The organism is Agarivorans albus (genome assembly GCF_019670105.1).
Taxonomy (GTDB): Bacteria; Pseudomonadota; Gammaproteobacteria; order Enterobacterales; family Celerinatantimonadaceae; genus Agarivorans; species Agarivorans albus.
In genome coordinates this window covers 3918207-3944434 of record NZ_AP023032.1, presented here as the reverse complement: position 1 = coordinate 3944434, position 26228 = coordinate 3918207, and the positions used below count along the sequence as shown (strand labels likewise).

Annotated in this window: 17 protein-coding genes; 12 read left to right on the top strand and 5 right to left on the bottom strand. The window is 43.3% G+C overall.

Going from position 1 to position 26228, the window contains the following annotated elements:
- Window positions 1-90 precede the first annotated feature (90 nt).
- The 4 genes from arfB (at window position 91) to K5620_RS17850 (ending at window position 4324) form a co-directional block, all read left to right on the top strand.
- Window positions 91-504: an alternative ribosome rescue aminoacyl-tRNA hydrolase ArfB gene (gene arfB / locus K5620_RS17865; protein WP_016403398.1), complete on the top strand. Its 414-nt coding sequence runs from the start codon at window positions 91-93 to the stop codon at window positions 502-504.
- Window positions 505-656: 152 nt separating this feature from the next.
- Window positions 657-1643: a carbohydrate kinase family protein gene (locus tag K5620_RS17860; protein WP_016403397.1), complete on the top strand. Its 987-nt coding sequence runs from the start codon at window positions 657-659 to the stop codon at window positions 1641-1643.
- Window positions 1644-1645: 2 nt separating this feature from the next.
- On the top strand, window positions 1646-2830 hold the full coding sequence (locus tag K5620_RS17855; RefSeq protein WP_016403396.1) for an AGE family epimerase/isomerase: 1185 nt from the start codon (window positions 1646-1648) through the stop codon (window positions 2828-2830).
- Window positions 2831-3052: 222 nt separating this feature from the next.
- Entirely contained in the window at window positions 3053-4324 is a 1272-nt protein-coding gene (locus K5620_RS17850) for a cation:proton antiporter (protein ID WP_016403395.1), read from the top strand.
- A gap of 25 nt (window positions 4325-4349) precedes the next feature.
- On the opposite strand, the gene K5620_RS17845 is transcribed toward K5620_RS17850, so the two are convergent.
- Complete coding sequence (locus K5620_RS17845; protein WP_016403394.1) at window positions 4350-5078, bottom strand: substrate-binding periplasmic protein; 729 nt, start codon at window positions 5076-5078, stop codon at window positions 4350-4352.
- 204 nt (window positions 5079-5282) lie between these two features.
- Here K5620_RS17845 and K5620_RS17840 point away from each other — a divergent pair, with 204 nt between their 5' ends.
- Entirely contained in the window at window positions 5283-7046 is a 1764-nt protein-coding gene (locus tag K5620_RS17840) for a phospholipase D-like domain-containing protein (RefSeq protein ID WP_016403393.1), read from the top strand.
- 43 nt (window positions 7047-7089) lie between these two features.
- Here K5620_RS17840 and K5620_RS17835 read toward each other — a convergent pair whose 3' ends face one another.
- Together K5620_RS17835 and K5620_RS17830 are read right to left on the bottom strand one after the other, a co-directional pair.
- Window positions 7090-8982 (bottom strand): putative ATP-dependent zinc protease, encoded by a 1893-nt coding sequence (locus K5620_RS17835; RefSeq protein ID WP_051147661.1) that lies wholly within the window; start codon window positions 8980-8982, stop codon window positions 7090-7092.
- A gap of 163 nt (window positions 8983-9145) precedes the next feature.
- On the bottom strand, window positions 9146-10360 hold the full coding sequence (locus K5620_RS17830; protein ID WP_016403391.1) for a hypothetical protein: 1215 nt from the start codon (window positions 10358-10360) through the stop codon (window positions 9146-9148).
- A gap of 341 nt (window positions 10361-10701) precedes the next feature.
- Between K5620_RS17830 and K5620_RS17825 the strand changes: the two genes are divergently transcribed.
- Entirely contained in the window at window positions 10702-12507 is a 1806-nt protein-coding gene (locus K5620_RS17825; RefSeq protein ID WP_016403390.1) for a coiled-coil domain-containing protein, read from the top strand.
- Between the two features lie 82 nt (window positions 12508-12589).
- Here the strand turns inward: K5620_RS17825 and K5620_RS17820 are convergent, their stop codons facing one another.
- Entirely contained in the window at window positions 12590-13774 is a 1185-nt protein-coding gene (locus tag K5620_RS17820; protein WP_016403389.1) for an amino acid aminotransferase, read from the bottom strand.
- A 2-nt stretch (window positions 13775-13776) separates the two neighbouring features.
- Window positions 13777-14748 carry a DMT family transporter gene (locus K5620_RS17815; protein ID WP_016403388.1) on the bottom strand — a complete coding sequence of 324 codons (972 nt, stop codon included), beginning with the start codon at window positions 14746-14748 and terminating at the stop codon, window positions 13777-13779.
- Between the two features lie 141 nt (window positions 14749-14889).
- Here K5620_RS17815 and K5620_RS17810 point away from each other — a divergent pair, with 141 nt between their 5' ends.
- From K5620_RS17810 to dptH, 6 genes are all read left to right on the top strand, one after another.
- Window positions 14890-15339 carry an Lrp/AsnC family transcriptional regulator gene (locus K5620_RS17810; protein WP_016403387.1) on the top strand — a complete coding sequence of 150 codons (450 nt, stop codon included), beginning with the start codon at window positions 14890-14892 and terminating at the stop codon, window positions 15337-15339.
- 384 nt (window positions 15340-15723) lie between these two features.
- A complete protein-coding gene (locus K5620_RS17805) occupies window positions 15724-17169 on the top strand; it encodes a tyrosine-type recombinase/integrase (protein ID WP_016403386.1) in 1446 nt (481 codons plus the stop codon).
- Between the two features lie 102 nt (window positions 17170-17271).
- The gene (locus K5620_RS17800; protein WP_016403385.1) at window positions 17272-17619 is read left to right on the top strand and encodes a hypothetical protein; all 348 of its coding nucleotides are present in this window, start codon (window positions 17272-17274) and stop codon (window positions 17617-17619) included.
- Window positions 17620-18108: 489 nt separating this feature from the next.
- Window positions 18109-19746, top strand: coding sequence for a DNA phosphorothioation-dependent restriction protein DptF (dptF, locus tag K5620_RS17795; protein ID WP_016403384.1), 1638 nt, complete (start codon window positions 18109-18111; stop codon window positions 19744-19746).
- 1 nt (window position 19747) lies between these two features.
- On the top strand, window positions 19748-21088 hold the full coding sequence (gene dptG, locus K5620_RS17790) for a DNA phosphorothioation-dependent restriction protein DptG (protein WP_040307559.1): 1341 nt from the start codon (window positions 19748-19750) through the stop codon (window positions 21086-21088).
- Complete coding sequence (dptH, locus tag K5620_RS17785) at window positions 21069-26153, top strand: DNA phosphorothioation-dependent restriction protein DptH (RefSeq protein ID WP_016403382.1); 5085 nt, start codon at window positions 21069-21071, stop codon at window positions 26151-26153. Before dptG ends, dptH begins: the two co-directional genes overlap by 20 nt.
- Window positions 26154-26228 lie beyond the last annotated feature (75 nt).

Sequence of the window (26228 nt, the reverse complement as noted above, 5' to 3'; positions counted from 1 at the left end):
GGTGGCCATTAAGGCTTGATACTTTGGTATTGCCCCTTGCAGCAGTTTGTTACAATGACCACTTCTAGGCGCACAGGCTACTAATAAATTATGCTGGAAATATCTAATACCGTTAGTTTAGGTGAATGGGAAATTGAGCTCAGCGCTATTCGTGCTCAAGGTGCTGGCGGGCAAAACGTAAATAAAGTCTCTAGCGCGGTACATTTGCGCTTTGATATTCCCCATTCAAGCTTGCCTGCATTTTATAAAGAGCGCTTGCTTAAACTCAACGATCAACGAATAAGCAAAGACGGTGTATTAATCATTAAGGCGCAAAGTCATCGTACTCAAGAACGAAATAAAGAAGATGCCTTACAACGCTTAAAAGAGTTGATCCTAAGCGCGGTGGTTGTACAAAAAAAACGTCGTCCCACCAAGGCTACTTATGGCTCTCAGCGTCGCCGCATGGATAAAAAAACGCAGCGTGGCCAAACCAAGCAGCTACGTGGGAAAATTTCTTACTAAACGCGCATTTCTGCTATTTCATTTCTTGAGTTTTTTCAGCTCGTGACCTCGCTCGGAAAATCTTGGGAAACAGCCACAATCTTTTCCTTAGCGGCTGACGTCTGCAGTTTTTATGTGTAACGTTATCTAGCCATTCTTATCGAGGACACACTATGCCGCGCTTACTCGCTTTTGGTGAAGTATTGGTGGATTGGATCCCTTTGGAGTTTCAACGCCAAGGTAAAATAGATATTCCTATTTATGGGCAATATCCTGGTGGCGCGCCAGCCAATGTAGCAGTGGCCGTTGCAGGCTTAGGCCATCAAGCCTTAATGCTAGGGCAAGTGGGAGACGATGCCGCAGGGCACTACCTGCGAGACTGCCTAGTACGTCAAGCGGTAAATTGTGACTACCTGTTAAGCTGCAAGCATTACGCCACTCCTATGGCCTTTGTGAGTTTGGACGCAGAAGGAGAGCGCAGCTTTAGCTTTCAACGCAGTGAGACTGCAGATCTAAAAGTGCGCCTAAATGATTTCCCACAACAGGTGCTAGAAGAGGAGGGTATTTTACATGTTTGCTCTAATACCCTTACCGAAAATGATATTGCAGAAACCACCTCTAATATTTTGTCTGCAGCTAAACAAGCTGGTTTGCTTATAAGCTTTGATGTGAATATACGCTTGCCGCTTTGGGCAAGCACCGAGCAGCTTTTTCAGCGGGTGATAGATACGGCCGCGGCTAGCGATATGCTTAAGCTCAGTCAAGAAGAGTGGGATTACCTTAGTAAACTTGGCCAGGTAAATGATTTAGCGACATTTCTTTTTGAGCGAGGGGTAAGCCTTATCCTATTAACCGATGGTGCCAAAGATGTGCAGCTCCTAACGGCTAATTGGCAGACAAGCCTTGCTACACCCAAGGTTACTGTGGTTGATACCACTGGGGCTGGGGATGCCTTTACCGGGGCTTGGCTGGCTTCACTTATGCAGCAAAACATTTGTAAGCGGGAGTCGTTAACTCAGGCTATTGATTCACAAACTCCACTGCTAGATGCCTTACAAGCGGCAGTGGTCGCAGGGGCGCTAGCCGTTACCAAACGCGGTGCATGGAGCGCCTTACCCAGCGCTGCAGACATTCACGCATTCATTCAAAGCAAGGAGTAGTCATGCTTCCGGTTTTTCGTAGTTCTCAGTTTTTAGAGCAGCATGTAAGTGCGCTTAGTCAGTTTTATCAGCAGCATGCCATTGACCCGCAAGGCGGATATTTTCAAGCCATTGCCGCTAATGGGGAAGCCGAAGAAAAAGGCCTTAAGCAGTTGGTGAGCTCAACACGACTCGCTTACATATTCGCCCATGTTGGTTTATTGGATAATAATACCGAGTATTTGCAGCTGGCAGAACATGGCTTTAAGTTTGTTGAGCAACAGCATTTTGACTCACAACGACAAGCTTACAATTGGGTACTTGATGGTGATAGCCCAATAGACAAAAGTAACCTTTGTTATGGTTTAGCATTTGTAGTGCTGATGTATTCAGCCGCCGTGAAGCTGGGGCGAGCAGGTGCCAAACAACAGTTAGCCGCTACCTTTGATTTGATGGAACAGCGCTTTTGGCAAGCAGAATGGGGCTTGTACGCCGATGAAGCCAGTGCCGATTGGAGCGAATTAAGCGATTATCGTGGCCAAAATGCCAATATGCATGCTTGTGAAGCGATGATTGCTGCGTATGAGGCTACTCAAGAGCAACGTTATTTGCATCGCGCTATCACGATTGCACAAAACATTTGTTTACGCCAAGGCTACACCACAGACGGTTTGATTTGGGAGCATTATCAAGCAGATTGGCAGGTGGATTGGGACTTTAATCGCGACGATCCTAAAAACCTTTATCGCCCTTGGGGCTTCCAGCCTGGCCACCAAACCGAATGGGCAAAATTGTTGGTGATGTTATCTCGTCATCATAAGGCTGGGTGGTTACTCCCTTGTGCAGAGAAACTGTTTGGCTTTGCCATGGAGAAAGCCTGGGATCACCAATATGGTGGCTTATATTACGGAATAGCCCCAGACGGCAGTGTTTGTGATGATGAAAAATACTTTTGGGTTCAAGCTGAATCTTTTGCCGCCGCCGCGCTGTTAGCAACAGCAACCGGCAAGCAGGAGTATTGGAGCGCTTATGACAGCCTGTGGAAGTATAGCTGGCAGTTTTTCTGCGAGACTCAACATAAGCCTTGGTGGCGAGTATTAAGTAGAGAAGGGCAGGTACAAGATACACTTGTTGCAAGGCCCGGAGCAAAGATTGACTACCACACCATAGGCGCCTGCTTAGAAGTGCTACGTGCCATGCAAGCTTAACCCTAGGCAATCCGCTCAATCTTTAATAGCCAACACCCTTAGGTTGGCTATTGGCATTCACCTCTGGATATTTTCATTTCTCGAAATATTGCTTCGTCTGTTAGAGCTTTTGTTTGCGTAGCTGCGCATGGGGAAACCGTTGCTCTTTTAGTAGCGGTGTTGCCTATACTAAAGGCACATCTTCTTGGCAGTACTCGCTGCTCCGCTAAAGGGACTTAAGTCTTGGAAACCTATTACAGTCTTTGTTACTTGGCTGCCTTGGCTATGCTGATTGCTTATATCAATAGCCGAGTGGGGTCGGTGCAATCAACCATTACTATAACCGCTGCCTCTATTGTCCTTTCTTTGATAATGATGTTGTTGGGAGAAACTGGTGTACTAAAAAGCTTTCCGCAGCTTATAGCGTCTATTAATGCGATCAACTTTCAGAATCTGTTGTTGCATGGCATGTTGGGATTTCTGCTATTTGCTGGTGGCTTGGGCATAAACTTAAAACACTTAGCGAGCCAAGGCGTGGAGATTGCTGTTTTGGCGCTATTTTCAACCTTGTTATCGAGTTTCTTAGTGGCTGGTTTGCTCTGGTGCTTATTGCCTTACATCGGTTTACCCTTGGATTTTATTTATTGTCTGTTGTTTGGCGCGCTTATTTCGCCAACCGATCCCATCGCCGTGCTGGCTATTGTGAAGAAAATGAATGCGCCTCAGCAAATCGCGATTCAGGTGGAGGGTGAGTCTCTATTTAACGATGGCTTCGGTTTAGTGATGTTTGTGTCGGTATTTGGCATTGCTTTCTCCCATGAAACCTTGAGTGTTCCCGCTATTTCTTGGTTGTTTTTGCAAGAAGCCGGTGGTGGCATAATTTATGGTTTTGTTTTGGGTTTAGTTGCCAACTATTTAATTAAACATACCGACGATGATTCATTGGAGCTCTTGGTGAGTTTGGCTATTCCCACTGCTGGCTTTGTATTTGCTGAGCAATTGGGCGTGTCTGGCGCCTTAGCAATGGTTGTGGCGGGCATCTATATTGGCAATATCACCCGCGAGCAGCATTTTACCCAAGCTAGTAAACAAAGCTTTGACCACCTATGGCATGTACTCGAAGAGTTCTTGAATAACCTATTGTTTTTGATGATTGGCTTGGTGTTGATCAGCTTTGTTTTTCATTTAGAAGATTTGTGGTTAATGCTATTGGCCATCCCTTTGGTATTGCTAAGCCGTTTAGTGAGTGTTGCTCTTCCTTACTTAGGCTTTTCACTGTTTAAACAGTACAACCCAATGTCACTACCAATTTTAACTTGGGGCGGATTACGTGGTGGTTTGGCTTTGGCTATGGCCATGTCTGTGCCTGCAGGTGTGATGGTATTACCGGAGAAGAACATCGATGTTCGTGAGATGATTTTAGTGATGACCTATGCAGTAGTGGTTTTTTCTATATTGGTGCAAGGAGCTAGCATTGTTCCTTTGATCAATAAGTCTAAATCTTATGAGTCTTAAGTGGCGCAGCATTTATTGCTATTGCTTACTGCGGGGCTAAGTAACGCTGTTTGGTTTTTTCAACAAAACCTTCGTCGTGTAAAAGTTGGATCTGGATGGCGATTTGCTGAACCAGCTTAACATCGGTATTTTTAGAAGCAGCTAAAAATAATAAGTTCGTGACAACGGGATCGCCAATAATGAGTGGCTGCTCGGGAAATTGCTGGTTCCAATACCAAATAGACTCAGGTGTGCCATTAAACCAAGCATCAATGCGGCCTAATTGCAGCATCTTGGCGGTGCTTGGCCCTATTTTGAGTTCCACTATTTGGCTATCTAAAAAATTTTTGTTTTTAAGTATTTGAGCCTGCGCCGAACCTAGACCTACCCCTACCTTGTTAAGTGTTTTTTTGGCTTGTTGATAGTCATTAATACGCAGCTTAGTGGTGGCAAAGCTACGCTCTAGATCCATTATATAAGCTACCCAAGTAAAGTGCTCTTCGCGGCTAGGTAGCAAAGCCAGAGGCATGATAAATATGTTTTTGCCTTCGCGGGTAATCCGTTGGGCGCGTTTCCAGGGTACTTCTTGAAGTAAAACTTGGTGTCCTAAGCGGGTGAATGCTTCGATGACCACATCTCCTACAATGCCAGCTTGTTTCGTATCAAGCATGGTAAGGGGTGGGGCATCGATGCTGTAAACAGTATAGGTAGCGGCCTGCAGGCTGTGGCTTTGCAAGATTTTAAACAATAGCAACAATGCCAACATAAAGCGCATTAATTGGTGTCTCTCAAGATTAAAAAATGTTCTTATAAAAATAGCCTATGCTTTTAAAAACAGCGAGTTATTAAGGTTCTATGTATTCTTTGAAGCGATGAAGCTGCCAGTGTAAAGTTGCCGGACTAGGGTATAATCTTGCTAAGCGAGTTAACGCGGCTTTTGCTAGCTAAATTGAAGTTTTGATACAACAGGATGTTGCTAATGACTAAAAAGGGATGTTTGGTACTTGTAGCACTTATGCTGCAGGCCTGCTCGGCTCAAATTACCGCGCCAGATTATGCGATTGAAGACTCGTGGACAAGCCAACAACTAGAAGATAGGCGCTGGCGTGCAGCAGATGAGCTAGAAAAAGACTATTTAAAACTCGCCTCAGAATCTGAGTTACCTAGCCAACCGGCAACAGTGAAAGTTGTTGGCTCCACGACCGAAGAGGCCATTCAAAGTTTAGCTATTAAAATCCACCTGATTGAACAAGCACAACATAGTGTAGATCTTGCTTACTATATATTTACTCCCGACCTTTCTGGTGATGCCATTTTGGGAGCGTTATGTGAGGCAGTAAAGCGCGGCGTTGATGTGCGCATTATGGTCGACAGTTTGGGCTCGCTAAGTATGGAACATGGCGATCTAAAAGGCCTTATTGAGTGTGCTAAAAGTGCTGGTTTTGTAAAGGCCCGCAATGGTGAAGTTACCACCAATCGAGCACGTGTTCAGGCGGTAGTGTTTAATGCTCTCACCCAGTTTGGTTCAGACGCAAATCGTCGTTCTCACGACAAATTGCTCATTGCTGATGGTGCTTATCCAGATAAAGCGTGGGTAATGACCGGTGGACGTAATGTTTCGCTGCATTACTACGGTTTAGACCATCATGGTGAGCTTGACCCTAATGCTTTTAAAGATTTAGAAGTGCTTATTCGTCCGTTAGCTGACGCTCATATAAAGAATTCTCCCGCACAATTAAGCGAATATTATTACTCGGTGCTGTTCTCAAAGCCTGGCAATAAACGCCTATCAATTACATTTCCTTATAGCGCGAGGATGCAGCAGTCTTTGGATTCGCTAGCAGAGCTTAAAGGGAACGTCGAGTTTGCGGCGGCTTACCAAACCATCGACCAATATTTACAGGAAGGGTTCTCTCCGGTTGATACTCGTTTTGCTCATGAACTTGATAACTTAAGCTCAACGGATTTAGTGAGCAACTACAGTAGCAACAAAAAGGCTAATGCTAATTCAATTAGTGGTATCTTGGCGCGCGCAGCATACGGTGACAATGACTTAACGACTATTCGTGTAGTGTCACCCTACCTGTTTTTACAGTCTGACCTGTTGAAAGATGAAGGGGTGTTAGAAAAAGATGTAAATACGGCCTTAGAGTGGCTGAATAAAGATCCTGAGCGCAAAATTGAAATCATTACTAACTCGGTTCTAAGTAGTGATAATTTTTTCACTCAAGCAGTGATTGATATGCACACTGTGCCGTCTATTTTAATGAGTGAAGAGATGCGCCAAACCTGGTTAGAGTCTGATTTAGATTTACACGAAAATAACCCAGATTTTATCGCCTCGGCAGAATGGCAAGCCTTAGTTAATCACCCTCGAATTTTCTTTTATCAATTAGGTAAACCTGATGCGGTGTCTTTGGGAGGCGATACTTATTACGGCAAATTGCATGCGAAGTTTATAGTAGTAGATGAGTCTGCTTTTGTAGGAACTACCAATCTTGATTTCCGTTCGTTACTTTACAATAACGAAGTGGGCTTTTTCTTCCAGGGCGAAGAATTAGTAGAGCGTTTAAATCAAGAGTTTGAGCTACTTAAGTCACAGTCTTCTCGTTGGGGAAGTAGTGAATGGCTTGAAATTCGCCAGAAGCTACGAGACCAGGGTGGCATGAAAGGAACCACCACCAAAGGCCAGCGAGGTATTTATAAAACCTTGGATAAAACTGGCCTTAAGTATCAGTTTTAGTTGAAACAAAAAACGGCCCCAAGGGCCGTTTTAAATCTGCAAGTTATGGCTGCTTGGTAAGAATAAAACGGCCGTCGCTGCTTACTACAAAGCCATTACGTAAGTAGTTCTTACCTAAAATCATGCTATAGCTAAAGTTCTCTCGGTTTTGCAAGTTAACCCGTACTGTCTCTGTTACGTTTCCTAGTTTAACTTCCATCATTACAACCGGACGAGAATTGGCTTTTTCGCCTACTCGCGCCTTAATGGTCATTTCGTCAACCACTTCTCGGGTGAACTCCTGCTCTAAACCGTCGCTATTGCGATAGGTGAACGTCACCATGGGTTTGCCATTTTTTTCAAAGCGTTTTACTTGCTCAGCATGCATCGAACTGACATCTGCACCGGTATCCAATTTTACTGAAATCGATAAGCCTTCTACTTTGGCTTGTTCTACATAACCGGCGCGAATTACCGCTCTTTTATCAAAAATATTGTTGGTACGTGTATTCACCCATACCGGGCCATCAGCAAAACTCTCGCCGATGAGCAGCTCTTCAGGCTCGTCTTTACTGGCTAGCTCTAGTGCAATGTCAGTTTGGTAGTTTTTGCCAGCTAGGACAATTTTGGGAGTGATCACTGGGCGAGTAACTTCACCAACAACAATGTTGCGGTCAATCGGCTGTTCAAATACATAAACCTTGTTGTAGATGTCAGTGGCTGAAAACGCTGCTATTGGCTTATTTTGCTCGCTTCGTTCTAGTGTTTTTAAGCTTTTCACCCTCATTAGGGAAGTATTAACAGCAAAAGAGGGTTCGGCTTTAAAAGTAACATCATCAATGGTGAGCAGCTCTTCTGGGCTCATCATTAAAGGTGGCTTATTTGCAAAGTCCATGGCAGATTTAAGCGCTTTATCAGCTAAAAACTCAGCACTTAAATCAATGAGGAAGTACTGGTTTAGTGCTTCGGTGCCAAGACGCAGCTGAGTAGAGCGTTTAGAACGATCACGCAGTAGTAACTCTATATGTTTTAGTTCTTGGCCAATACTAATAGGCATGTTCACCATTGGGTGATGTTTATCGCCAATTTTCAACATTTTAAGCAGTGGTAAGGTATAAGCTTTGGATTTATTGTTTTTGCCTACTGCCTCAAAGCTCACTTGCTTCTTGTCTTTATCTACCTTTATATTCGCAGCATTGAGGCTGGTGCGTCGATTAGCCAAAGATACACTTATTGCTAAAGGAAGGTCGTCTAAATAGGCGGTTTCTTTATTGCTGATGATTTTTGCTTCAGGTTCTTGCTGCAAGTAGTCATAACTCGAGTCCACCCAAGCTTGCTCTCGCAAAAAGGTTTTACCAATTAAGATGGGGTAGGAGAAGGCGCTGCGATCGGTAAGGTTTACCGCTGTGTTTACCGTAATGTCGCCCGACGACAAAGCAAGCTCAATCACCGGGCGGTAGAGTATGCCGTGGTCTCCGCGCCCTTGAATACCACTGAGCCTAGCAAGTGGTCGCTCTAAAGTAATTGCTTCACCAGTATGGGGGTGAATTAAATCAAACTTTACTGTGGCATTGATATTTCGCTCAGGCGTATCAAAACTGTCTAGCCACCATTCGCTATCTGGATCGCCAAAGCTTTCTGCGATGCTTTTAAGTAAGGCTTCGCCTTGTAAATCGGCAAATTTGGGGTTGCTACTTTGAATGCTAATGTTAAGTGCATGAATCGAGGTGGTATCGGCACCTGTGTCAATTTTAGCTGGTACTCCCACTCCCTTGAGCGAGTCAACATCAGCATAGTAGATGAACTCGATTCGACCCATTACCAGCTTGTTGTCTAGATGGTAATGCGGTCCATTATTGTAGAAAGGACTTTGTTCTAGAGAGGTAGCTAAGCTGTGAGATTGAGCAGCGAATATACACAGCAAAGAGATGAGAGTTCTGGAAATAAATTTCATCATTGGCCTTTCTTTCAATAAAGATATATTTGTTATAGCACTTAATGTCTTTAATCATAGCGCCATGTAGCGAATAAAGTGAGTTTTTTTAATAAGTTGCCGTATTTAGATAGCAAACTATTTGGTTGGTTCAGAATTATCAAAAGTAGAGTGCGTGCGGCTAAGATTAGTCACTAAGATCGATGTACAGGTCGCCTTTATTACTTGGCTTACTATTCTTCGGAATTGCAGATTGATTGAGCCTGTCTCGAGCTTGGTTTAGGCGTGAGTCAAAAAAGCTGGCTTGTTGGGCAAGTTGGTCTAGCGGTTTTGGCTCGGCGTTTATCATTGCTTTTTGTGCATGATTGATAGCCTGTTGGCTATTGCTGGCATCGATACCCATTACCGATACTCCCATTTGGCTTTGGATAGCCCCCAAGCTGGCTTGGTCGTTGGGTTTCAATAATTGGGTGATAGCTTTATTTAAACGTTGCTGAATAAGTTGTAGCTTTTTGGGCGCACTTAAGAAGCCAGAAATGGCTCCTTTGCCTAAAAAACCTATTGATATGGCTTGGTTGAGTTTTTTTAAATTACCCAGCAATAGCTGTTTAAGGCGTAGGCTTGCTTCTTCATTTTGATGTTCTAGTTTTAGCGCAAAAACGATTAATGTTTCTTGCCTTGATAGTTTCTTTTGAGCCAGTGCCAGTTGTTGAGAAAATTTAGCTTCGCTATTCCAAACCTGCTGTTGTTGAGGGGCTAATTCGGCAACCAGTTGATAAAGGGTAAAGCGTCGTTTTGGGGCGTTAGTATGGATGCTTTTTAAACGAGCATCTAGCGGTACTCGCTGGCCACCAAGGCTTTTAATGTAGTGCTTAACCTTGCCGTTTTCATCGGCATCGGAGTGAACCACTTTACTGGCAAGCAATTGGTAACTGGTTTGTTGTAACGAGGTGCAAGCTGCTTGATTGAGCCAAATAATCGTATCATTTTGATTGCAGATCACTGCAGGAATGAGTTCTGCGCTTAAGTGTTCTTGAATTAACTCTCGTTCTTCAGCTTTACTCAGTAAGGGCAGAATAAACTCGATGGAGCCGTTTACTTGGTTTATTTGTTCTCGCCAAATTAATACTTGGCCAATATAGCGTTTACCTTTGATATTAAAAATCAGGTTTAGCTCTAAAGTTTGTTGCTGGTTCTGAGAATCGAAAATCGCGCGCTGCAAATAAGTGATTTGCTCGGCTTCTAAACGGCTAATTAACTGTTTTAAGCTTAATTGCTGTTCGCTGGGGTACGATAAGGCATCAATTAAAGGTCTATCGCAATGTACTTGGCTGTTGTTTCGAACCCAGTGCCAGGCGAGAGGAAAGCCCTGTAATTGCTTTATGAGATCTTTATCAGTCATACTAACACCATAGAGTCACCAGTAGCTTAACTGTTGATCTTATTTCTAAATGAATAACTCAATATAAACCTTTCAGCTTAAATATTAGGTGATGGATTTGTAAATACAAATAATTGCTGCGCTTTTAAGTTGTTTTGAAGACGTGCTTTTTGCGGGTTGAGCATGATTTAACTCAGTTAGTACCACAATAGTATGATTACCTTAACTGTTTTAATGCCTGTTGATTGCACCTTTGATTGGCTGATTGGTATAGTGCCGCTAATCAATAGTGATAGGTGGTTATGATTGCCACCAACATAGTAGTGTTGGGTTTGTTGCGAACAAACCCAAAGGGAAAGGTCATGGACGCTGAAAATATAGATTTCTTGGTTCACCAAATGCTCGCTGAAGGCGGCTCATTTGATGAAGCATTCTTGGTGGATTTTTTAACCGAGCATAATGGAGAGCCCCCCTCTCAACAGCTTATTGAGCAGGCTAAAGCCAGTGCTCAAAAACAGCTCACTAAAACTTATCAGCAGCAACATGCTATTGCGCAATTGCCGAACGGTTTCGCTAATTCACTAAATGATTGGTTTGTGCAGTTGGCGCAATCAACAGAAGCAAGAATCGAGCGGCTTACCCAAGAAAAACAGCAAGGCTGGGAAGAAGGCCGCGAGACCCTTATTGTGGCGCACCGCCAGCAACTTGATGAAGCCGCAAAGCTACAAAAAAGTGCCGAGCAAGAGTGCCAAGAACTGCGTGAAAAATTAGAGCAAGCAGCAGCCAAAACTAGCGAGCTTTTTGGTGAGTTAGATAAGTCTAAACAACAAAGTGAAGAGCAGGTTCAGCAGCTTAAAGACGCACAGCGAGCCCTACATGATAGCGAACAAAGCACTCAAAGCTACCAGGAGCAGTATCAACAGCTTGAGCAACAAGTTCAAAGCCTTCAAGCTGAGCTACAAGCAGCAGAAAATGACCAGCAAACCTTACAGACCTTGCAGGTAGCAAAGCTAGAACTTGAGCAGCAGCTACAAGAGAATCAACAAGAGCTAGAGGCTTACCAGCAAAATGGTAAAGAAGCCCAGCAACAGCAAACTGAAGTGGAACAGGCTTTGCGCAAGCAATTGGGAGAAATGAGTGAAGCTCTAGACAAAGAGTTAGCGCTAACCAAACAGCTTACCGAAGAACACTGTGATGTAAGTGAGCGAATGACTAGCTTGGTGAAAACTAAGCAAGGCTTAGAGGCCACCAATCAAGAGCTACAAACAAGTCTTGAACAACAGCAGAAACAATTGCAAGAGCGGGATACACAAAGCCAAACATTACAGCAGCAAAGTGACCAACAGCGTGAAGAGCAGCAGCAACTAGCAGAACAAGTCGAGCAACTAAGCCAAGAGTTAGCCGCAGCTAAGCAAGCTCATTCTGAGCTGCAAGAACAAGCTGCCGATGGCAGTGAATTAGCAGCCGCAGCGGAACGTGAAGAAGAGCTTTCTCAAAAGCTGATTGCATTAGAGCAGCGTTGTTTGGAAGATGCCCAAACAATTCAAGAGTTAACTCAGCAACAACAGATTGTGAACCAAGAACTAGAAGAGTTGCGTGGTGATAAACAGGCTTTAGATACTGTGAGTCGAAGCGCAGAAGCTCAGCTAGAGCAAGTACTTCCAGAACTAGAGAAAACGCAGCAACAAGAACAAGAGCTGCGTGAGCGAGTAGAAAAAGTAGAATCTAAATACCTAGAAGCTACTTCCGAGTTAGACCAAATTCGTAAGCAACTTGCAGCAGCTAACTCTCAGCTTGAGTTAAGCAATAGCATGGCAGATACGGATAGCCGCTTATTGGATAAGGAGCATCAACTTAAAGAGCTCAAGCAGCAATTGGTAACGCTCGAATCTAACTACCGAAAAGAGCAACAAGGGCACTCGTTAACTAAGCAAGCCTTGAGCCAGCTAGATGAGCAAATCCTTGATGCTCAAATTGACAGTGGTAACTTGCAGGGGCAACTAAACGAGCTGGAAGACAAGCTAAAAGCCGGTGAGTTAGCTAATCGTCAGCTACAACGAGAAATTGCTGAAGCGCACCAAGATATTAGTCAACTTAGCCAAGCGAACGTAACACTCAATGACAAGCTGGAGTTAGCCTTAAAAGCCAAGGCTAAATCTCCCGCATAGTCTGTTTGTTTTATAAAAAAGGCTAGCAATTTGCTAGCCTTTTTCGTTTATAGTTGGTGGATATTAGCTGTTTGCTAAAGCCTTAAACACCTACCGCTAAACAGGACTCCACTAAACGTGGGATAAAGGTTTTGGCTAAACCTGCTACGTTTATTCTGCCACCACTCACTATGTAAATAGCGTGCTGCTCGCGCAGTTGCTCAAGTTGTAGCTGGTTAAACCCGGTTAATGAAAACATGCCTTGATGCTGGGTTAGATAATTAAAGCGATCGCTGCCCGATTGCAGGGCAAACTCCTGCGCTAAGCATTGGCGTAAATCACGCATGCGTTGGCTCATTTGATTTAGCTCTTGCTGCCATTGTTGGCTTAGCTGAGCATCGTTTAGGATCTCGGCCACAATAGCTGCACCCCAGTTGGGTGGCATGGTGTAGCTGCGACGTGCAAGCTCAAATAGTTTTCCACGGGCATTGGTGGCTTGTTGTAAGGTTTCTCCCACTACTATGGCTACACCACTGCGTTCACGATACAAACCGAAGCTTTTTGAGTTTGAGCTGGCAATCAGCAGCTCTGGGACTTGTTGAGCGAGATGTTGTAAGCCTAGGATATCGTCCATTAAACCTTGGCCAAAGCCTTGGTAAGCCAAATCAACAAAAGGCAAAAAGCCATTTTTGAGTGCAAGTTCAGTAATGCTTTGCCAAGCAGAAAAAGAGATGTCAGCGCCAGTGGGGTTGTGACAGCAGCCATGCAATAGCAATACGTCATTAGGCCCTAGCTTAGCGATTTGCTCTAACATCGCTGGCTCGTCAACTTGCTTGCTAACAGGGTCGAAATAGGGGTAAAAACCCACATCCAAACCTGCTGCCTGCATTATGGGTTGGTGGTTCACATAGCTGGGGTTAGACAGCCATACTTTGGCGTTCGGTTTGGCGCTGGCGATAAGATCGGCCAGTAAACGTAATGCGCCGCTGGCCCCTGGGGTTTGCATGGCTATCGCCCGTGAAAAAGCGTCGGTGCCATTAAGCAATAAGCCTAACATGGCTTGGTTGTAACTGGCGTTCCCCGCTAAGCCAATATAGGCCTGAGTGGTTTGCTGATCCAATAAACGTTGCTGAGCAATACTTACCGCTTTCATTACCGGCGTAGCGCCGTGTTCGTTACGGTAAACCCCTATTCCTAGGTCAATTTTGTCGCTGCGAGGGTCATCTTTAAAGGCTAAGCCTAATGACAAAATAGGATCATCTTTTGCGGCTGGAAGATTAGCAAACATGGTTATTCCTTAAGGTGTAATGCAGGCGCTTTGCTTGGCTTATATCCACTGGCAATCACAACGCCAATGACAGTGCTTATAATACCGAATATTGTTAGTGGGTCGAGGTTTTCAGCAAACAGCCAAAAGGCCAGCAGCGATGCTAATACTGGGGTGAGTGAGCCCAAGGCCGAGCTTAACTCTGCGCCTAAGCGGCTAATGGCAAAGCTATAACAACAGCTTGCTAGTAGCCCAACAATAATACCTTGAATCAGCATGTGACTGAGCAACTCGGAAATGGGAACGTGCCCTGCACCCCAGTTATGGTTTGGGTTTAGCCAAGTATAAATTATAAGTATGAGGCCATTAGGAACGGTAATTATCGCTGCTGTCTCTAGTGGGCTAAGACTACTTTGGCGGGCAGACAAAGTAAAAATTGCCCACAACAAGCTCGCGCATAAAAACATTGCTTGCCCAAGTAGCTGCTGGCTGCTGGATTGGCTAAAGCTGTTAGCTAACAGCAGCAATACTCCAACAAAGATGGCGGTTAAACCTATTTTCTTATAACGCTCAAAGGGCTGCTTAAATACCAATACCGCAATGGCGGTAACAAAAAGTGGAGCGACGCCTGGCACAAGTGTGCTGCCTTGAGCCACGGGCGTATAAGACATCGCAATGGCGGAGCACAAGAAAAATGGCAATCCAGCTCCGGCAATCATTCCCAACAAATAAGGCCAAGCTACCCCAGTGATTTTAGACCAACGTTTTATCAACAGTTGGCATAGTAGGACTGCTGGAATGACATAACGAAACAGGCTTATTTCAAGCACGCTAAGCGGTGAAAGAGCGCTACTACGCAAAGATAGAAAGTAAGTGGACCAAATAATAATGGTTGCAATTGCTGCAATAAAGCCTGAGCGCCTTTGTTGGCGGGAGCATAAGAGTGGAATAACCTGCAAATTAGCTAAGCCTGCTGGAGTGCTTGTTGTAGCCATGATTCATATCCTTATGGAGATAAGGTATTGTTGCTAATGATGGCTAGTTAACGGAGGCTTAATAAATAAAATTTGGCCTTGTTGTTAGCTCAGATTGCTAATCTTTGAATAAATATTGGTTTTGAATGCTGGTGGTGTGGGATGAATAAAGTTGATCGAGAGTTATTACATTTGATTCAGCGTGACTGTCGGCTTACTACAGCAGAGTTGGCGGAACAGGTAGGCTTGTCGGCGTCTCCGGTAGCTAGGCGTTTACGCTTACTTGAGCAGCAAGGCTATATTGAGGCTTATCGCGCTCACCTCAACAAGGCCAAGCTAGGCCTGCAAATTACCACCTTTGTGCACGTTCGTTTAAAGGAGCACCAAGATGCACCGGTAATGGCCTTTGAAGCGGCAGTAAAAGACATGCCGGAAGTGGTCAGTTGCCATACTGTATCAGGCGCTTTTGATTACTTGCTTCAAGTATTAACAGCAGACTTAGCGGCCTATGAAAAGTGGGTGAGGGAGCTACAACGCTTAACTATGGTAAGCCAGTTAGATAGTAGCTTTGCTATACGTGAAGTAAAAAATCATCAGCCATTGCCTGTTTAAAGTTCCGAGAGGCGTATGATTGCTGGTAAACCTAGATAATGACTAACACCACAAGGCTACACTATTACGCTTAAATTTGGGCGTGACGGTTAACAGCTACTCTCAATAGCTTGTTGTTTGCTGAACAGACCTTACAAAAAAGGCGTAGTAGGTATTAACCTTCTACGCCTTTGTATGTGGTGGCCCTTCACAGACTTGAACTGTGGACCTAACGATTATGAGCGCGAGGAAAACAACGTTGATAAAGTTTGATGAACATACTTAATTATATGATTTTATAGTATTTTATCGACGCTTATCTTCGCTCTCGTGCAATTCAAAATAGATGCTTATACCCTGTTTTTGACGCCTTTTATGGCACATACGTGGCACAGGATTTCTCATATGAGCAGATATATTAAGTTTAGCAAGCGTGAAATTGATAACCTAAAGCCGCCTCGGCGCCGCACTCGATATAGGGATAAGGCAGTAAACGGGCTTATTTTAGAGCATATGCCCACGGGATTATGTGTTTTTAGGGTGCGAAAAAATTTCAATGGGAAAGGTGTTACCGTCACTTTAGGCCATTATCCAGAGCTCTCGCCAGAGCTCGCTAAATCCCAAGCAAGAATTATTCAAGGGCAATTAGCTACTGGAATTAATCCAAATCAAGAGAAGCGCAAACAGGCTTCTTTAGGCGTCACGCTGCAAGAGGCTTTAGACAACTACTTAGAGTGTAGAGAGGGAAAAATTCAACCTCGCACAGCCAAGCAGTATCGCAGCGTGTTATCTACCTACTCTTATGCTTGGTTGAATAAGCCGCTTGCCGCAATACGTCGAGCCGATATTCAAAAGATGCACAATAGCATTACCCGAGGAACTATTACTTGGAAGAATGAGCGAGGAGACGTTCAGCGAATGAGAAGGCCTAGCGAAGCCCAGGCTGACTTGTGGGCCAGAATATTTCGAACGATTTTCAATTTCTCCAAAGACTATTATCGTGATGAACACGACCAGCCACTGCTGCCCGAAAATCCTGTGTCGGTATTATCAACTACTCGGCAATGGCACAATGTTGAGCGAAAAAATACTCGAATTCGTAACCACCAATTGAGTACGTGGCTAGATGCCATAGATTTTGTGAGAAATACGGCTGAAGAAGAGTACAACTTAACTCGTGTGGCTATATGTGATGCATTGGAGTTTACTTTGTTTACTGGGTTAAGACGGTCTGAAGTGCTGCAATTAACTTGGAGCAGAGTAGAACTCGATGGGGGTTATTTTTGGATTAGCCAAACAAAAAACGGCCAGGAATTAGAATTGCCAATTACTGAGTCACTTAAAAAAATTTTGTTACGCCGGAAAGAACAGAAAAATGATAGTGAATATGTTTTCCCAAATGCGAATACCCAAAAATGTATTAATGATCCTAAAAAAACCATCTGGGAGATCGAAGCACAAGCTGAAGCGCTTGGAAATCCAATTAACTTTCGGAGTCACGATCTGCGCCGAACCTTTGCAAGTCTAGCTGAATTGGCTGGTGTAGGAACGTACACCATTAAAAGGCTGATGAATCATAAAACGTCTAGATCCCCAGACGTAACACAAGGCTATGTGGTCTTTTCAGCAGATGAGTTGCGTATACCAGCGGAAAAAGTCGAGTCCTATATTTTGGAACGCGCTGGTCGACTAGAAGCAGATAAGAAGTTGGAAGAGCAGATCGTAAACTTATTTTTCAAGTGCGATGGGCAGACTAAAAAGAAAATGGTCAAAATGCTGGGGGTGATGGTCGGTGAAGATAGCTCTGACAGTATTATTATGAAGGCGGAACCGTCTAGCGAATTAAGATAAGTTTTAAAACGTGATATCGACTGATTGGTTTCATCTTTGCTTTTGGGTAATCTACTAATTAACACTTTAGTTATTAATTTTTTGCTGTTTTGAGGACTATTTATGGCGATCCTTTTTACTAAAGAGCAAGCAGTTAAAGAGCTTCCTTTTATCAAAGATAAAGCCTTATACAAGAGCGTTGATTTAGCTTTATGGCTGTACTTAGATAAGCATTGGTGCTTGAAAAATGCAGTAAATAAAGCTGCAGAAAAGCACTCTATAAAACCCAAAGTTGCTATTGAAAGGCTCCTTCGTCAAGTGATCCCTGAAGAATTGATTTGGGAAAGAATGAGTGGAGCTAAACCAAGAAATAAACAGCCAGTTTCTAAAGAGACTGCGATTAGAAGCCAAAAAGTCAATAAAATGGAAAAAGAAGCCAAATCACATGTTATAGATATAACTAGGCGCTGACCGAATAGGCCCTGTAATCTATAAAGTGTTGGTCGAGTGTTTACCTATGATCTCAAGAGGACATCCAGTACGTCTTCTAATCTAAAAGGATAGTTAAATCTAAAACAGAACTCGATTTAGTACAGTGGGAAATAATGATTACCATTATTGCGTTAGAAATGAACTTTCTGCATGTTTCTACAACTCAACATTTTAGCCTAAATTTTTCAGCCCTTCTTTGCCTCTTTTCTGATGTATACCTAATTTCGCATTGAGTAATTAATGGCGAAAAACTGTGCATCGTCGTTTCTGGTGGTGAACACCGATGTTCGTAAAATGTCAATTATTAGTGAAGTTAAATCGTATGATTGTTTGTTTTCTTCCACTAACTAGTAGCTAGGTCAATGTTTTCGAAGGATAAGCTACAAAAACCGTTGATAAGATTGTTTCAAGAAAAGTGGATTGGTAGTATCAAATTAACAAAAATATCTATAATTTCTGAAGGTGAAAATGAAACCTGAAACTAAGACGGGCTCTGCTGTTACCTTTAGAGAGGCACTGGGCGTTCTATCCAAATCTTCCCCTTATTCGGTTTCTACGGAAAGAGAGCCTTCTTCCGATCTCTATCTAGATGAACTCAAGCGTTATTTGTACATACAAACTGATATTGAGAAAGACTTTAACAGCCAGCTCTCTCGTTTGTCATATGAAGGAGAGAGAAAAACTATTTTTCTTTGTGGTAGTAGCGGAGATGGAAAATCTGAAATACTAACCCGAGCAAAGCTAAAATACCCCAAAGTAGCAAGCTATCATTTGGACGCTACGCATAGTTTTAGTCCAGGACAAACAGCGATCCAAGCTCTTGACGAATGTTTTTTGGCGTCTAAAGAGCAATCTAGCTCTTTGGTTATAGGTATTAATGTCGGAATGTTAGGCAATTATGCTGAAGAAGGAGCTGAGCAACATGACGATATTAAAGCTTCTATAAAAGCGTTCCTGGAAAACAGAACCGGCGATATTCCAGATAACCACATTTTCTTAGATTTCGAACAATACCCGAAATTTACGCTGGGGCATGAAGTTAGCACTTCTGACTTTGCAGCCAAGTTTCTAGCTCGTTTAACTGAGCAAACGTTAGATAACCCGTTTTACGCACTTTATGACAGTGAAGTTCAAAAGCTAGGTCACAGCAAGCTCTCGGCGAACTATGCGTTGCTGGGGCTGGAATCTGTGCAGAAGAATATTATTTCTTTGCTACTGAAAGCTCGCTTAATCAAAGATCAGTTCCTAACGGCGCGAGCGTTACTGGACTTTGTGTACCAGATCTTAGCGGGCGATGACTACCTGTTCGATAATCTATTCTCTGGCTCAGATAACGAGCTTTTAGAGCATATTCAAAGCTTTGACCCTAGCAATATTCACACTCGCAAAATCGACGAATTCGTTCTTCAGTTTGGTCTAGGGATTGAAGACCAAGGCTTTACACAACTTAAAGAGCAGGTGAAAGCACAAGGTGTATTTGATGTGCTCACTGCTGCTTCATACCTGCGCATGGTTTATCTGTTGAAAGACGAAGAGCAATTTGCGAATGATTACATTAATGAGCTGAAAGCAGACTTTGATAACTCTTTGGTTGATCTGTACGCAAACATCTGGCTGCTTCACCGTGAGTTTGATGGTTCAGGAAAGCAGAAGAAAGAGCTGAATAAGTTCTATAAAGACACTCTCATTTCAGCTGTGCATCGCTACTGTAACCGCAATTCGCCATCACTTGATAAAGACCAGTTCTTTATCTCTGAATACAACGGCTTTAAAACAGCGGCTGAACTCGAGGTGAAACCTGATTTTTCATCGATTAAAACACAAGCGGTGAGCAAGATAGGCTCATTTAACGCTCATATTCGAGTTGACGAACATTCACTTTTTCCAATGCCGATAAGTATTAACTTGTTGGAGTTGTTGGAAAAAATCAACCAAGGGTACCGTCCGAATAAGCATGATAAAAATGCGGTGCTTTTGTTGGATGAAGTAATAGAGCAGATCATCACGGTAGCGAACGAAAAGAATACTCTGTTTATTCTGAAAAACGACAAACGCTACAAGATCGTGAATGAAGATGATGAATATTTCGAAGTGAGTGGCTTATAAAATGACAATGGATAATTACACCCCACCATTTAATCAATCGTTGCCACAAACTGCGGAAGGCGTGCCGAATAAAAACAGCCTAAGCAGCTACTTACCTATTCGAACTAAAGGCAATGATTTTGATTTTGATGCAGTTATAGGTTTGGTTTTGCGAGGGCTTCTGCGTAAAAAGGTAGAAGGTTATAGCTACGAACAGTTTGTGGCCGACTGCCAAAGTGCGTTTGAAGAAAAGCTTGGTGAAGAAGAGTTTTGGCAGGTGCTAAAAGAGATGTATTTTGAAAATAAAGACATCTTTACTGTGAGCCCTGAACTCCTTCTGTTCCGTGCTCAAAAAGGTGAATTTGCAGCAGGCGATTCACGTGTTGCTTCTATGTTTACTAACTTACTTCAGAACATGCGCGTCGAAGAGTTTGAAGCTAAGTTAAACTTCGTTGAGCGTGAGATGCTTTCTACTTTGCGCGAAAAAATGAAGCCTGATTCGTCGTTGCAAGCGAGCGAAAAACCTTACTTACCATACCTTTCGAAAGCATTTCGTGAAGACCTGAAATTTTTAGCTAGCCGTCCTAAGTATTTGCTTAGTGAAATTGAGTCATTTTTGTCTTTTTACGGTTTTACTTACACTGTTCAGTTAAGTCTAGCTCTAGTGGATTGGCGAAGCGGTCAAGAGCCCGTTGCCAAACCATTGTATTTCATTATGGATCACGAGCGTGCGAGTAACGAACGTACGCATATTAAAAATCATGGCTATAAGCTGTTCAATGAATCAGCCACTCGACTTTTCCCTATGCTGACCATGCTTGAAATACTTCAACCCAGCTCGAGTGAGAAAGGCGCAATAAAAGTTCCACTGTGGGAAATATCTAAGGGTATTCAGGAATCAAAGCTTACTCACTTGAAAGAACGCTTAGAGAAATTTGCTCGTGCGTTCAAGTCGCAGCGAAATCTAGATACGGTTTTAGACGAGTCGGATGCTGCACTGGATTGGTTAGGCAATGTTATGAAGCTAGCATTGGCGCAGTTCAGTATAGGAGAGCGATTCAATATCAACAAGAGATATGTATTGGAAGTCGAGAAATACCTCGCTTCTCACTTTATTCAAAATAGAGGCCGAAGTGGTCGAGTATTAGTGCTCAATCAAGACTACATTATTTTATTAACCAATCTTGTAGTTGGAGAAAAAGATAAACTCCGTTTCTACGAATTGATCACAGCCTTTGAGCAACGTGGCATTTTTGTCGACAAACAAACAGAACAAGAACTAATTAAATTCTATGAGCGCATTGGTAATGTAGAGCGCATGAGTGATAGTGGAGACGCAGTGTATGTCCGTAAAACAATTTGAGACCTTTTTGGTCGAGCAGTTTTTGGCAGACGCTGAAACACACATTAAGGCTGGCTTTCGTTATCAATTTAAGTCACCAGACTATGAAAATAGCATGCGTTTGTATCGGTCTATGACGGCGCATTCTGAAAATAGTATTGATGCGACTAATGACATTAAATTGCCATTCATTGAACTGTCAGGCTGTAGGATCGTACCTGTAATTCACAGTGAAAACCCATCAGAGTTTGAAGGGTTCACTGAAAATTATATCTCACATTTGCGCGACGAAGTGGCGAGCCAATCTGGTTACTTAAAAGGCTGCGCGCTGGTAGTGATCCACAACAGCTTGCTTGATACCTTGATAAATTCTGCAGAAGACTTGGCTCAAGTGGGACAGGTTTGGAGCGCATCAAAGATCAAAGCGGCAATGAAAGGGTTAATCGATCAGCAAGATAAAGGGCGCGATGTGTCAAACTGTCTGCTTGATGATCAATTCGATGCCATTTTAGAAGATGGCGCAACCATGTTTGGTTTCGAGTCCCTATACAAAGCCGTTGAAGACGGTGACTTACGCTTCAATGAATTAGGCATGTTTGAAGATCCGCTCGTAGCTGAAATGAGCGGCAATCCTAAGCAAATAAAAAAACGCCTAGAAGATAACCGTGCACTTTACGAAGAGCTCTCTTTTGAAGTTGAACACTTTGGTGGTCAGCTTCAAGACCGCTTGAAATCATTCGGCGAGAAATTTATTAAAGAGAACTTCTCAGAAACGGATGCATGGAAAGACGTTGAGTTCGAAGCATTCCTACAAGAGAAAAAGCGCAATGCTCAGCAGCAGCTTGTTCTTGAAGAGGAGCAGGCTAGTGACGGTATGACTATCACAGCTCGCAATCGTGCAGAGACCAAAGCAGGCATGCGTGATCGCCACTTAATCATCGAGTTAGATGAAGGTGTAAATGAGTTTGAACTGAAGCTGATCTTCCAAGGCGCGAGTAATCTCGATAAAAGCCAGTTCAAAATTCAGCCAGCAAAAGCGCTTGATAATGAAGAAGTGATTACCACACTGAATGGTCTGAAAACGACACGAGCTAGCTTAAAAGGTACGTACAAGCATGAGCCATTGTTTTTTAACTTGGCTCTAAAGCGTGAGAACAAATCTGAGGTTTATAACTTCCGTTGTTTAGTTGTTCGTAAAGGCGAGTTCTATATTGAACCGTTCAAAAACATCTTCTTGGTAGAGCCTGCACCAGCGAAGCAGCGTTTAACCTTGAACATGGAAGAGAACAAACTGCAAATCAGAGCCAACGAAGGCAGCGCATATTCACTGCTTGATGCCAAGCAGGTTGTCGATGCTGCAGATTACGCCTTCGTGGATTTTGAAGCGTTAGCTAATGAAGCTGACGAAATAGATTTTGCCGTTAAATCAGGTGATAACCAGCTCAAATTTAATGTTGAAGGTGCAGTTGCGACTGATTCATTGAGTTTACCTTTACTGCTTAATAGAGGTCGTTACCACAAGCTTTTCAAAGATGAATATAACGGTGAATTTTATTCTCAAAAAGGCAAAGTCGGCATTGATAACAGTGAGTTTGTTGTTCCAGGTATTCGTTTAAGACTGCTGCGTTGGGAGGAAGAGTTCATCAACAACAAAGTAGTGTCTATTGCAGATTCAGGGGCAATTAAGCTTGATGACCTGCAAGCGATTGATGATGCTATTCATGGTTCTTACGTTGAGCTTTTTGATTACCTAGAACAACGCCGTAGTACGCCATCATTGGTATCTTGGGGCGATGAGTTTACAACACTCGTCCAAAATACAGTTGATGCTTGCTTAGCGTATTTTGAAGCAATCCCAACGGGTAGCATGCTGACAAAAGAGCAAAAATCAGCGTTGAAAATTGGATTGGTACAATCTGAAGATGAAGAGTACTACTCGCCTTTCCATCCGCTGATTTTGGCTTACTACCTCAACCTAAGAGATGCGATTCGTGATGATAAGAGCTTTGCTCAGCTTCCTGATGTCACTTTTGAACGCCTGTCGCCAAAAGGTTTGCTGCCATATGTTTACCATCCAAAGCATGAGTTTTCCTACAACCAGCAAGTGAAAGAGAACGCGTTCTGGATTAAGAGCGTGCCTCAAGAGAAAAGTTCTCTTACGTTCGTTCGTAAGCTGGTAAAAGAGAAAATCGATGAGTTCCAAACTGCATTCAGCCAACTGTTCACTGGCTCTGAGAAGAGCATTATCGTTAATGCGGTGAACCAAGACAGTGCTGAAGAGCTGTTTATGGGGCTGGTGGATTACATCCGTAGCAATCAAGAGCAGTCAGCATCGATTCACATTAACCTGTATGACGATAAGCTAGCGTTTAATGCGTTTGACCGATTCGCAGAAACAGCCAATTACGATGAACTGAAAGAGTGGTTAGAGCTTAACAAGGGTAAAGTACGAGAGGTTGCCGATACTATTATCGATATCCTTCGTACTCGCCTAACGTACAGTAAGTTCACAAATACTCAGGCTGAGAAAGATGGTCAGTCTTACGCGCATCTTTCTTTCTTCCGTAATAACGACAAGGTTGATTGCTCAGATATTGCAATAGAAGACATGGCATCAGGCATTGCATGTGATGGCCTACTAACGGGTGATGCTTCTGAAAGTAAATCAGGTTCTTACTTTACGGGCTTTGGATTGAAAGGTACGGACTACCAAGATCACCCACATTTAATGATGGCGAAGTATGTTGGTGCTTTATTAAAGCCTGCACTCAAACCGAACACTCAATATCACGGTGCAAATGCAGTTGCCTTAGCAGTCAGTGAGGACTTTAAAGGCTTACTGGAACGTTCATACGATAGCTCTATCTGGACGACTATTATTGACCCTAAAGTGACGTTGGACTTCTTCCACAGTAATGAAGATGTAGTATTGATTCACTATTCAGATCAGTACACCAGCTCATCTAGCTACGATGCAATCACCGTTACTGCGCAGCGCGGTTTGTTTGAGAAAGTCATCAAACAAGGTGATGGTGGCCAAATCAATGAGTTCAACGCGTTCAACGGTGATTGGCTGTTGAAAATGATGACTTGCGCGCCAACCATCAATAAAGAGCGCAAAGGTGTGATTGGTGCCTACAAGTTTGTGACCAGCCTAGTGCATGATTCAGATATTACATGGGTGCCGCTGTCTGTTGCCGAGATGATTCGAGTATCGGGTAATATTGGTCTGAAGATGTCTGACAGCGAATTCTCCCGTAACGTTCAAGGTTACAAGAAAGGTGAAATTTCTGATGATGTATTGCTGGTTGGTTTCAAAGACCAAGACATGTATCTGCTACCTGTCGAAGTTAAAACGGGTTCCGTGCCGAATTACAATAAAGCCGTTAAACAATCGAAAGAGCTATTGCGTTACTTAAGCCAAGACTTACTTGGCAACAAAGACTTAGCGAGCAAGTTATACCGTGGTTTGTTCATGCGCCAAGTTTTGATGCAAGTTGATAAGTATCGCTTATACAAAGTATTTGCTGATGATTACTTCGACACTTTGCTAGCAAACAAAGAAGAGTGGCTAAAAGGTGACTATTCACTTGGTCAAATCGCAGATTACCCAGAAGGCTTTGTGGTTAGCCACCTTGAAGGGGCTGGCTGTTTACAACCTGACTACCAAATGATGGAAGGGGTGTTAAAAGTCGACCTACCTATGGGGCTACTTCCTGGCTTGGTTGAAACTCCGCTGCAAGAAGTATTGAACGAATTAGATGTCGTGAAACTTTGCCACGTGCCAAGTGAGTATGTGCTGAATGGTGAAACTCGATTAGAAAAACTCCCTGAAGCTGAACCACAGCCAGCGGTGGTGGAACCTGATGAGGTTGACACTACAGAATCAGTGCAGCTTGAACAACCAGTTGTTGAAGAGCAAGTAATGCCAGCAGTTGAGCCTATGAAGGTTGAGGCTAACAGCAACCTAAACGTGCTATTTGGCCACAATGCGCTAACACAAGCACCATTGAACTGGGAGCCAACCAATACTGCCAAATTCATGAATACCAATACCGGTATTATCGGCACCATGGGTACAGGTAAAACGCAGTTTACCAAATCGGTGATTACTCAGCTTTACCGCAATCAAGCTGACAACGTAAACGGCGCGCCAATTGGTATGCTTATTTTCGACTACAAATCCGATTATGTAGACGACAAATTCCAACAAGTAACCACGGGTAAGAAGTTCAACCTTCACAAGCTGCCATATAACCCACTTAGCCTGTTTGGTGATACACCGATGTTGCCAGTGCATACCGCACGAGGCTTCTCTGAAACCATGGGTAAAGCCTTTGGTTTAGGTCAAAAGCAGCAACTGCGCTTACGTAAGTTGGTGGGTGAAGCGTATGAGTTAGCGGGTATTCGCAAAGCAGATCCAAGTACTTGGTCAAAACCAGCGCCTACAATCTCACAAGTATGGGACTTGTTCATTGAGACAGACCCAGATGAAGATTCATTATATGCGGCACTCGAGAGCCTGTATGAGTTAGAGATTTTTGAAGATGACAACACCAAGTGCATGAGCCTTTATGACTTGGTTGATGGTATCACTGTCGTAGAGCTAGCAGGTTACCCAGCAGAGATTCAGAACCTTGTTGTTGCGCTTACGTTAGATCTCTTTTACTCACAGATGCAGAAGAAGGGTAAGCCAGAAGTGCAGGGCGACTTCCGCCAAATCACTAAAATGATCTTGGTGGATGAAGCCGATAACTTCATGTCTCAAAACTTCCCAAGCTTGCGTAAGATCTTGAAGGAAGGCCGTGAATACGGTGTTGGTGTGATCCTTTCCACACAAGACATTACCCACTTCCAAACAGGCGAGAACGATTACTCAAGCTACGTGCTTACATGGGTAATCCACCGCGTAGCGAAGATTCGTCCACAAGAGCTAAAAGCGATGTTTGGTGTCAATGAGAAAGCTGAACAAGAGAAACTAATGGAAACTATCAACAAGCTAGAGAAGCACTATAGCTTATACATTGATGGAGGGAAGAAGATACTTCCTATGAGAGATAAAGCATTCTGGGAGCTTCTTCAATAAATATCTGATTTTAAAAGACCTTTGTGGGCGTTTTTTGATCTCATAAATACTAACATATGACTCAGTGTGTATAAT